The organism is Frigidibacter albus (genome assembly GCF_009908165.1).
Lineage (GTDB): Bacteria > Pseudomonadota > Alphaproteobacteria > Rhodobacterales > Rhodobacteraceae > Frigidibacter > Frigidibacter albus.
Window position 1 is genome coordinate 1 of record NZ_JAAAUC010000027.1, and the last position, 8,776, is coordinate 8,776.

Below are 8,776 nucleotides of genomic sequence, written 5' to 3' on the forward strand. Positions count from 1 at the left end.
CAATGCCGTCGATCCCCAAGCCTGGCTCGCCGACACCCTAGCCCGCATCCCAGACTACAAGATCACAAAGGTCGACGACCTGCTGCCCTGGCGCTGGAACCGATAGCGGTCAGGCCGGACGCTTACCGCGCAGCGACGGCCCGCATCTGCACTTCGGCCCCTTTTCTGCTCTTGCATGGCGGCCAGCGCCGACGCCCATTTCCCGCGGCGACACGATTCTGCGCCATGTGCGTTTGACAGGGGCATCGCCGACGGGGGTTGCGCGACCAAACGGCACCCTCGGCCGCGGTCGCCCTCCCCGCGCCTATCGCGGTTCATTTCTTTCGGGTTCCGACCCACCGCCCAAGTTTGTGACCACGCGCTTCAGCAGGCCGACGAACTTGGCCACCAGATGCTGGACGGGAGACCGCGCATCAGGCGGGGTGACTGCACAGCGTTCGACGAAACGGGGAACAAAGCCCAGTTCGAGCTTGCCGTCCGTGGCGACGATTTCGCCCCGCTCCATCTGCTCGACCATATCGCCGATCGCTTCGACCGCGTCCGCGACTTCCTGTTCTTTGGCGGCAACGTCCTGTTCGCGCCGATCCAGATCGACATCGCGCGCCCGCGCCTCGTCTCGGGACTCGAGCTGTTCCCGCTGGAGCGCCGAGCGCTCGGTCGCCAGCCGCGCCTCGCCGTTGCGCAGCGCGGTCGCCTGTTCGGCCTGCGTCACTGCCGTCCGCTCTTGCGCCTGGTCCCTGGCGTCGCCGGCCTCCTCGCGCTCGGCCACCGCCGCCTCCCGGCCGGCCAGCACCGAAGCCGCGGCGGCAGTGGCCGCCATGTGCTCTTCCAGTTTTCCGGCCATGCCGGTCAGCTGCTCGGCCGCCACCGCCTGCGCCCGGTCCTTTTCTTTCTGCGTTTGCTCTTTCTGCACGATCTTTCTGGCCATCAGCCGCTGGGCCTCGTCGTCCGCCGCCACCAGCCGAGCATTTGCCTTCCGGTCCGCATACTGCTTCGTCGACAAGCGCTCGTTGCCAGGCCCGTTCCGCAGAAGGCCGCAGCGTTTCCCGACGGCCTCGTGGTAATGGTCCTGGAAGGCCGCCATCGCGGCCTGATAGGCCACGACATCGGACGATTTCTTCTTCCGTTCCTTGCGGTGCGCATGAAGGTGCCGGCCGTTCTCTTTTTCCCACTGCGCGAGCAGGTCGGCGTTTGCCGCCTCCGCGCGAGCACAGTCCTGTTCCCATGCCGCGACGGCATCAGCATGTTCGGCATCGCGCTTCTTCTGAGTGATCCGGTTCTTGCTCGGCTTCGGCTTCTTCGGCTTTTTCGGTCGCGGCACCGGTTCGGGGCGCGGCAGGGAAGTAAGCCTGTCCTCCGACCCATGGATGTCGCGCCAGGCCGCCGCAGCGACCTTTCCCACATGAAGCTTGCTGGCGCTCATCTTCGGATCTTCGATGTTCACGGCCAAGATGTGGATATGGACATGCCCTTCATCGAGGTGGACCACAGCCGCGAACTGCACGCCTTCTGACATCCGCTTCGCAAAATCCCCGACTGCGATACTGGCCCACCGTTTCACCTGGGCTCGTTCGTCTGGTGCAGCCTCGCGATACTCATCTGATCGCATGGGGTGCGAGTGGATCTCGGTATAGAGCGTCGGGAAGTCAGACTTCAGCGCGCGGTTGTAGATCCTGCCATCCGGAAGCGTGACTGTCTCGCGGATCTCGGATCGCCGCGTGTCATGGAGCTTCCGCAACTCTGTCACCGTGATCGCGCCGTGCATCATGAGCGAGATCGGCGGCTGGGGATCCGGGACATGGCCGGAATACAGCGGGTTCCGATCTGCCTCTTCGAACACCTGATTGATGCTGTTGAAGTGGTCCTTCGTGCCCTGAACCTTCGTCAGCTTGTTGCTGTAGGTCTGGACGTGAACGTATTGATAGGCCATGGCGATGATCCTCCTGATCGTCCGTGGCCTTCCAGTTATGGAGCACCGCAGAAAGTCGCGAGGGTCGGAATCGCAGGCTTTTTTGATTGTTGGGGATAACCTAACCTTCTGATATGGTTTGCCATATTGTATTTCGCGAACGTAGCTTTCGGGCGCTACATACATGGACAGACTGTAGGTAGCTCGAGAGCTACCTTGTCTGCCCCTACCGCCGGGGAGGCGCTCCGTCGGCCCGTAAACGGACCAACTGCGCGGATGGCACGCCATCCTTGCCTTCGGTCGAACTTCCGGGCCCAAGCGCCGGGTTCGACCGAAGCGAGGGGATATCCCCCTTCGAACCCCTTGTCTGTCAGGTGATGATCTTATTCCAACAATGGGCGCCTATCGCTGACCCCTGTCGAGCGGCATGCCCGTGACAGCAGCCGGCTCGCCATCATGGCGGATATCGGCGAGCGCCGACCTTTCCTTGCTTACCATCATTGGAGCACGCCATGTGACGGACGGGCAGAGCCCGCCCCCGGACCACGACCGTAGCTTTCGCAATGCTGAAGGCGGCGAGGCTCTGGCTTATTCCGCCCCGCAGGCTGTGAATGCCGAGGAGGCGCAAGCTGCTCAATCCGCTGGTGGACCGTCCCCGGCCTTGTCGAGCGCAATCTCGAGCAGACGGCGAATGGCTTCGTTCTCCGACTGGAGGCGCTGGTCGAAGCGGAAATCGGATATCCGCGCCGCCTGCTCTTCAGTGAGGTTCACGAGCTTCTTGACTGGGTATGCGGTCTCTCTGGCCATGAATCGAAATAACCCATATGGCGCATATTGACAATACGGCATATATCGCATATGTTCGATATGCGGGTCGGAAAAGGTGCTTCCAACACCCCCCGACCCTGACCACGACAATCTCAGCGAGGAGATCACCATGGCTACCCGTATCACTACCACCGCGGCGGATACCGCGAAAGACGCAGTGCACTTCACCCCGACCGCCGTCTGCCGTTCCTTCTCCAGGCTCCTCGTCGCCCTTGCCGGCCATGTCGAAGCGGAGCGCGACATCCAGCACGTCAGTTGCTGGGACCCCGCGTTCATGGACTGGGGCCGCCAGGCGGAGCGTGCCCGCGATGAGGTCCTGTCCTCGCTGGACGCCGTCGACCGTGCCGCACCCGAGCGTCCGGAAGACCGGCCGCTCCAGCGCATCGCGCTCCTGACAGGCTCGATGATCCGGACCACGGACGCCGAGGAGTTCGCGCATCTGCATGGCCTCGTTGATCGCTTCCCGGGCCTGTTCTCCTGCCCCGCCGCCAGCGCCGCATCGTTGCGGGTCAATCAGATGTTGGTAACGGCCAAGGCGCGCCTTGCCGACCTCGCGACACTTTCGGAATATGTTGACGCCGACGCGCCAGATGCCATGATGCCCGCCGGAGACGTCCCTCCCCTGGCGATGTGACATGACCTACCCGAGCGCGCAGCACCTCATACGTTCCTGACCGACGCCGCATCGCGGCTCCGTCGGCCTGCGCGCCGCATCTTCCATTGATGATCCCGTCATCGGGCGACACTGGCGGCACTTCCGTGCCCGCCGGTCAGCGCCTCACCTTGCCGAGGAGGGCCCTCATGCCCGTTCAAATGCCGCTCGCAAACCTGACGTTGCCGCCGGTCGCGCTGCACGATGCCGCCGCCGTCTCCGCCCTCTGGTCCTTCCCGGACCTCGACACCGGCACGCTCTGCCATCACGCCAAGATCCTCGGCGAAGCAGGAGAGCGCTTCGTCGACAGCATGCTGCTGCGGCTTGGCCTTTTGCCGCTCGCCCTTCCGGAACACTCTTCCGCTGACCGGCTGGTCCTGCATCCGTCGGCAGTGCTGAAACTGCAGATCAAGACCGCGACGGCCCACCGGGCCAACGCCTGGCACTTCAACATCTCCAAGGGCTACAACCACTCCCCGGGGGGGCTCCGACCCTACGCGGCCGGTGACTTCGACCTCCTCGCCTTGGTCGTGCTTCCAGAGAACGTCGTCCGATTCAGCCGCGATCGTCGCTCCTCGCAGCGGATTATGCGGTCCGAAATCGCCGGCCTTCGTGCCGATCCTCGCGCGAGCCTGGAGGAGGCGATGCTCGCCCTGGGCCTCGCCGCCCCTGCCCCGCCGGATATTGGCCTGGCCGCTCTTGAGGGCCCCGCGCTCATACCCTGAGCCGCGCCCGCTCTGTGCCGATGCGGCCTGGGCAAATGACTTCCTCACCCTCTTCCTGCTGTCCGACCAACCGGACGCCCCCTCTCATGTGCCGGAGGTGCGCCATGACGCACGCGACCACTGAATCCAGCCGCCCCACCTGGTGGGCCTACGCGCAAAAGGCGATCCGCCGCCTCCAGCAGGACGAGGCGGAAAACCCGCTCTCGCGCGGCACCATGAAGCTCGGCGGAGCGCGTCGCGGCTTCGGCCTTGATGATGACCTGCCCGCGCAGCTCGAGGCCTCTGCCGATGTTCCCCCGGCCTCGGCACTCTCGATCCTGAGCGCCGTTCCGAACCTGCGGCACCTGCCGCCCGAGGACTGGGACGTGATCGCTGACGCCGGGGGCGATCCGGCAGCGACGACCGAGCGTGGCGACGCCCTGCCACCGGTGCAGGTGCCGTGGCGCAAGCTGCTGGTTGCGAACCAGTTGGCGGCCAGCGTCGGATCGTCCGAAAGGCTTGATGACATCCTTGCGGCGGGTGCTGTCACTCTGCTCACCGGCGTCGCCGAGGACGATCTGAAGCTGACGGCGCAGATGCTGACGCATCTTATCCCCGAAGACTGGCTGATCCATTTCGAAGGGGGCGAGGACATCAGCGAGCAATGCCTCTCTGTGATCAAGCCGCGTGTAACGGACAGCAAGATCGGCCCGACTGCCGCACGCGACTACCTGTCAGACGTGGTGAAGGGGCTCCAGTCCTCGAAGCCGGTGCTGATCGTCCAGACCACCAACGCGACTCTGCCCCCCGACCTGCCGGTCGAGCGACTTCACCGGATCACGCTCATGCCGGTCACGCGCGACGTCCTTGTCGCCACGCTCTGCACCAGCCACTCGGCCACCGGGCGGGTCGACGATGCGTGCGTTCGCGCGGCCCTGCCCGAGGACAGCGTGCTATCGAGCATCAGCGCCATCCGTCTGGCCTTTGCAATGCGAGGCGCAACGGCGCGGGAGGTGGCGGAGCGGCTGTCCGGATCGGTGGCCATGCGGAAAAAATCCGCTGGCGCTGAGCCCCGACTTGACGACTTCACCGGAGATGGCAAGGCGCTGCGGGCCGCTCGGCAGCTGGTGCGCGATCTTGCACTATGGCGGGCGGGCACCATCGGCTGGCACGATCTCAGCCGGTCGCTCCTGGTCTACGGCCCACCCGGCACCGGCAAAACCTGGCTCGCTCGGGCCATCGGCAACGACGCCGACCTGTCAGTGATCACCGGGTCCTTCGCCCAATGGCAAGCGGAGGGGCACTTGGGGGATATGCTCCGCGCGATGCGCAGGAGCTTTGCAGAGGCGCGGAGGGATACGCCCGCGGTGCTGATCATCGACGAAATCGACGCCGCCGGCTCGCGGCAAGATGCTGACCGTCACAACCACAACTACCGCGTGCAAGTGATCAACAGCTTCCTCGCGGAGCTCGACAGCCTATCGCGCGAGGAAGGTGTCATCGTGGTTGGCACGTGCAATCACCCCGAGACGCTGGACCCGGCCATCCTGCGGGCCGGCCGGTTCGACCTGAAGATCGAGATGCCCGTGCCCGACGCCGAGGCGCTCTACGGCGTGTTCCGGAGGCACCTGAGCTTCCCCGAGGCGGATCTGCGCGACCTTTCGCGGAGGGCGGTCGGCAACACCCCAGCAGATATCGACGCGATCATCCGGCAGGTGCGCGCCGAGTGCCGGTCCGAGGGTCGCGAACTGACGCTCGAATACCTACGCGCGTGCTTCGGCGGCCATGACAACGTCGAACTGCTTCACCGCATCGCCGTCCACGAATGTGGCCATGCGATCGTCTGTGCAGCCCTCGGCCTTGGCCGCGTGACCCGTATTCTGCTGACGCGCGGGGGCGGCGAGATCCATGTCGACCTGCGGCCGCAGGCAGGGCTGACCGGCGACATCACGGCGACCCTGAGCAGGATGCTTGCCGGGCGAGCGGCGGAGCGGCTGATCTTCGGCACTGTGTCGGCCGGTGCCGGCGGCTCCGCAGAGTCCGACATCGCGCAGGCGACGCAGTTGGCCTTGGCCATCGACAGCAAACTCGGCCTCGGCCTCCAGGGCGCGGTCTGGCGCGGCGGTGACGAGGCCGCTCTCCTCCAGGACCCTGCGATCCTTGAGGCGGTGCGCGGCAGGATCGAAGACGCGGAAGATCGTGCGCTGGCGATCCTGGCGACGCACCGCGGCCTTCTGGAAGACATGGCCAAGGCGCTGGTAACGGCGCGCGAGTTCGGGCTGGCGGAGGCCGTCAATTGGCTCCGGCAACTGCCAGGATCGTCCAACACTATCCTGCCGGCGCGCTACGGGAGCAGCCGCATCTGAACTGATCCGGCCCGCCCTGCGCCCTCCGGCGCAGGGCGGGTTCATGCACTTCCGGCCCACACGCGCGCCACAAAATCCGGATAATTGCTTTATGATTTTGCAAACCGGGTCGCGCGCGGGGGTCGGCTCGGTCCCAACTGACGCTCCCGATGCGGACAGGTGCCGTCAACCGCCGTTTATCCACATAAACCCGACGATATGGGCCCGTGCCAGCCCATTTCGAGCACTCACGGCCCCCCCGTCGCCTTTGGATCCGATATGATGATGAGCAACAGGACCACCGGGACCAGATCCCAATCCATCATCATCATCACCCGCCGGGAGCAGCTCCCGCGCGGGGCCGGGAGAGACTTGTCGTGGCGAAGACACGGGGAAAGACAGGCAAGGCGGGGGTGGCGGAGGGGCCGTCGTCCCGCCTGCCTGCTCCCCACGACGCCCCTCTTGCCAACCCCGCCCTTACGCTGGAGCATAAGTCGCAGTTTCTGGCGCTGGTGCGGGCCCTCGCCCGAGACGCAGCCCGCGCCGACCATGCCGCCGATGAGGACTGACCGCGCCGTCCGGTCGCGGCCGCTGCCGATGGAGATCCTGCCATGACCCCCGCCCTGCTTCGCACCGCCATCTACGCGCGCTATTCGACGGACCTGCAGCGCGACGCCTCGCTCGACGACCAGATCCGCGCCTGCCGCGAGTTCGCCGCCCGCCAAGGGCTCGATGTCGTCGAGGTCTATACCGACAGGGCAACTTCCGGGGCCAGTCTTATGCGCAGCGGCATCCAGAAGCTGATGCGGGATGCGGGCCGCGGCCGGTTCGATGTTGTCATCGCGCATGCGCTGGACCGGCTCTCGCGCAACCAGGCCGACATCGCCACCATCTACCAGCAGTTCCAGTTTTCGGATGTGGCGATCGAGACCGTGTCGGAGGGCAGCATTTCGGAGCTGCATATCGGGCTCAAGGGCACGATGAACGCGATGTTCCTGCGCGACCTCGCGAAGAAGACCCGGGAGGGCCTGCGGGGCCGCGCGCTAAACGGAAAGTCGGCCGGCGGCCTGACCTTCGGCTATCGGATCGTGCGGGCCTTTGCCGAGAATGGCGAGCCGATCCGCGGCGACCGCGAGATCGAACCGGGGGAGGCCAAGGTGGTGCAGCGCATCTTCCAGGACTACGCGAAGGGCCTGTCGCCAACCAGGATCGCCGACGCGCTGAACCGCGAAGGCATCCCCGGGCCGCGAGGCGGGCACTGGAACACATCGACCATCCACGGCAACCGCACGCGCGGCACCGGCATCATCAACAACGAGATGTATATCGGCCGCCAGATCTGGGACCGCCTGACCTATCGCAAGAATCCGGCCACCGGCAAACGGGTGTCTTTTCTGAACGACGGCTCCGAGCTGGTGATCACCGAGATCCCGGAACTTCGGATCATCGAGGACGAGCTGTGGCAAGCGGTGCGCCAGCGTCAGGGCGCGCTGAAGTCCAGGGACACCGGCGTGCCGGTCTGGGATCGGCGCCGCCCGAAGTTCCTGTTCTCCGGCCTGATGGTCTGCGGCTGCTGCGGGGGCGGGTTCTCGAAGGTGTCGCAGGACAATTTCGGCTGCTCGGCCTCGCGCAAGAAGGGCCTCTCAATCTGCAGCAACCGGCAGGTGATCAGCAAGGCGCATCTCGAGAATGCGGTGCTCACCGCGCTCGAGCACCACCTGATGGATCCGGATGCGGTCGCCGCGTTCTGCGAAGCCTATACGGCGGAGCGCAACCGGCTGCGGGCGAGCGCGACCGCGGGCCGCGCCGGGGTCGAGAAGGAGCTGGCGCAGGTCAGCCGTGACCATGGCAAATTGGTGGACGCTATCGTTGCCGGCGTCCCGGCAGAGCAGGTGAAGGATCGGATGATCACGCTCGATGCACGCCGCACCGAGCTGCAGCGCCAGCTGGACCGGATCCCGGCCGAGGACCCGGTCCGCTATCACCCGTCGATGGCCCGCACCTATCGCACCCGGGTCGGCGCGTTGATCCGCGGGCTCGGCGATGCCGAGGGCATGGAGGCGGCCAAGGAAGCGGTGCGGTCCCTGGTAGAGCGGATCGTGCTGACCCCTGCCCCGGACGGTGGCCCGCTGACCATCGACCTTCAGGGCGCGATCGCGGCATTGCTCTGCCTTGCGACCGGGCGGCCCCTGGCGGAGGTGTCGCGGGCAGCTGACCTGCCACTGGTCTTTCATCCAGCCGCGACCGGAGCCCGTTGGTCATTTACGCCTTTCGGCGCGGGTTGAGCAATCGCCCGGCGCGCGGAACTTTCATTGCGTGCAGCGGGTCGGGCGATTGC

General features: G+C 65.9%; 7 protein-coding genes and 1 pseudogene. 6 read left to right on the top strand and 2 right to left on the bottom strand.

Translation table 11 applies throughout. The features are described from left to right. On the top strand, window positions 1-106 hold a 106-nt coding region (locus GVY41_RS19775; RefSeq protein ID WP_161656893.1), incomplete at its 5' end, for a transposase domain-containing protein. A gap of 198 nt (window positions 107-304) precedes the next feature. On the opposite strand, the gene GVY41_RS19780 is transcribed toward GVY41_RS19775, so the two are convergent. Together GVY41_RS19780 and GVY41_RS20150 are read right to left on the bottom strand one after the other, a co-directional pair. Further along, the gene (locus GVY41_RS19780; protein ID WP_161348701.1) at window positions 305-1,930 is read right to left on the bottom strand and encodes a relaxase/mobilization nuclease domain-containing protein; all 1,626 of its coding nucleotides are present in this window, start codon (window positions 1,928-1,930) and stop codon (window positions 305-307) included. A gap of 612 nt (window positions 1,931-2,542) precedes the next feature. After that, complete coding sequence (locus tag GVY41_RS20150) at window positions 2,543-2,716, bottom strand: hypothetical protein (RefSeq protein ID WP_163535515.1); 174 nt, start codon at window positions 2,714-2,716, stop codon at window positions 2,543-2,545. Between the two features lie 130 nt (window positions 2,717-2,846). Here GVY41_RS20150 and GVY41_RS19785 point away from each other — a divergent pair, with 130 nt between their 5' ends. The 5 genes and pseudogenes from GVY41_RS19785 to GVY41_RS20450 all read left to right on the top strand — a co-directional run. Beyond that, window positions 2,847-3,371 (top strand): hypothetical protein, encoded by a 525-nt coding sequence (locus GVY41_RS19785; RefSeq protein ID WP_161348702.1) that lies wholly within the window; start codon window positions 2,847-2,849, stop codon window positions 3,369-3,371. A gap of 167 nt (window positions 3,372-3,538) precedes the next feature. Then, complete coding sequence (locus GVY41_RS19790; protein WP_161348703.1) at window positions 3,539-4,114, top strand: hypothetical protein; 576 nt, start codon at window positions 3,539-3,541, stop codon at window positions 4,112-4,114. A 104-nt stretch (window positions 4,115-4,218) separates the two neighbouring features. Next, window positions 4,219-6,459, top strand: a complete 2,241-nt coding sequence (locus GVY41_RS19795; protein ID WP_161348704.1) for an AAA family ATPase — start codon at window positions 4,219-4,221, stop codon at window positions 6,457-6,459. Between the two features lie 356 nt (window positions 6,460-6,815). Beyond that, entirely contained in the window at window positions 6,816-7,007 is a 192-nt protein-coding gene (locus GVY41_RS19800; RefSeq protein WP_161348705.1) for a hypothetical protein, read from the top strand. A 42-nt stretch (window positions 7,008-7,049) separates the two neighbouring features. Further along, window positions 7,050-8,135 (top strand): annotated as a pseudogene (locus GVY41_RS20450) (recombinase family protein); the annotation flags it as partial. Window positions 8,136-8,776 lie beyond the last annotated feature (641 nt).

Coding starts and splice junctions, on each gene's coding strand:
- GVY41_RS19780 (WP_161348701.1), bottom strand. CDS start 1,930: ATGGCCTATCAATACGTTCACGTCCAGACCTACAGCAACAAGCTGACG.
- GVY41_RS20150 (WP_163535515.1), bottom strand. CDS start 2,716: ATGGCCAGAGAGACCGCATACCCAGTCAAGAAGCTCGTGAACCTCACT.
- GVY41_RS19785 (WP_161348702.1), top strand. CDS start 2,847: ATGGCTACCCGTATCACTACCACCGCGGCGGATACCGCGAAAGACGCA.
- GVY41_RS19790 (WP_161348703.1), top strand. CDS start 3,539: ATGCCCGTTCAAATGCCGCTCGCAAACCTGACGTTGCCGCCGGTCGCG.
- GVY41_RS19795 (WP_161348704.1), top strand. CDS start 4,219: ATGACGCACGCGACCACTGAATCCAGCCGCCCCACCTGGTGGGCCTAC.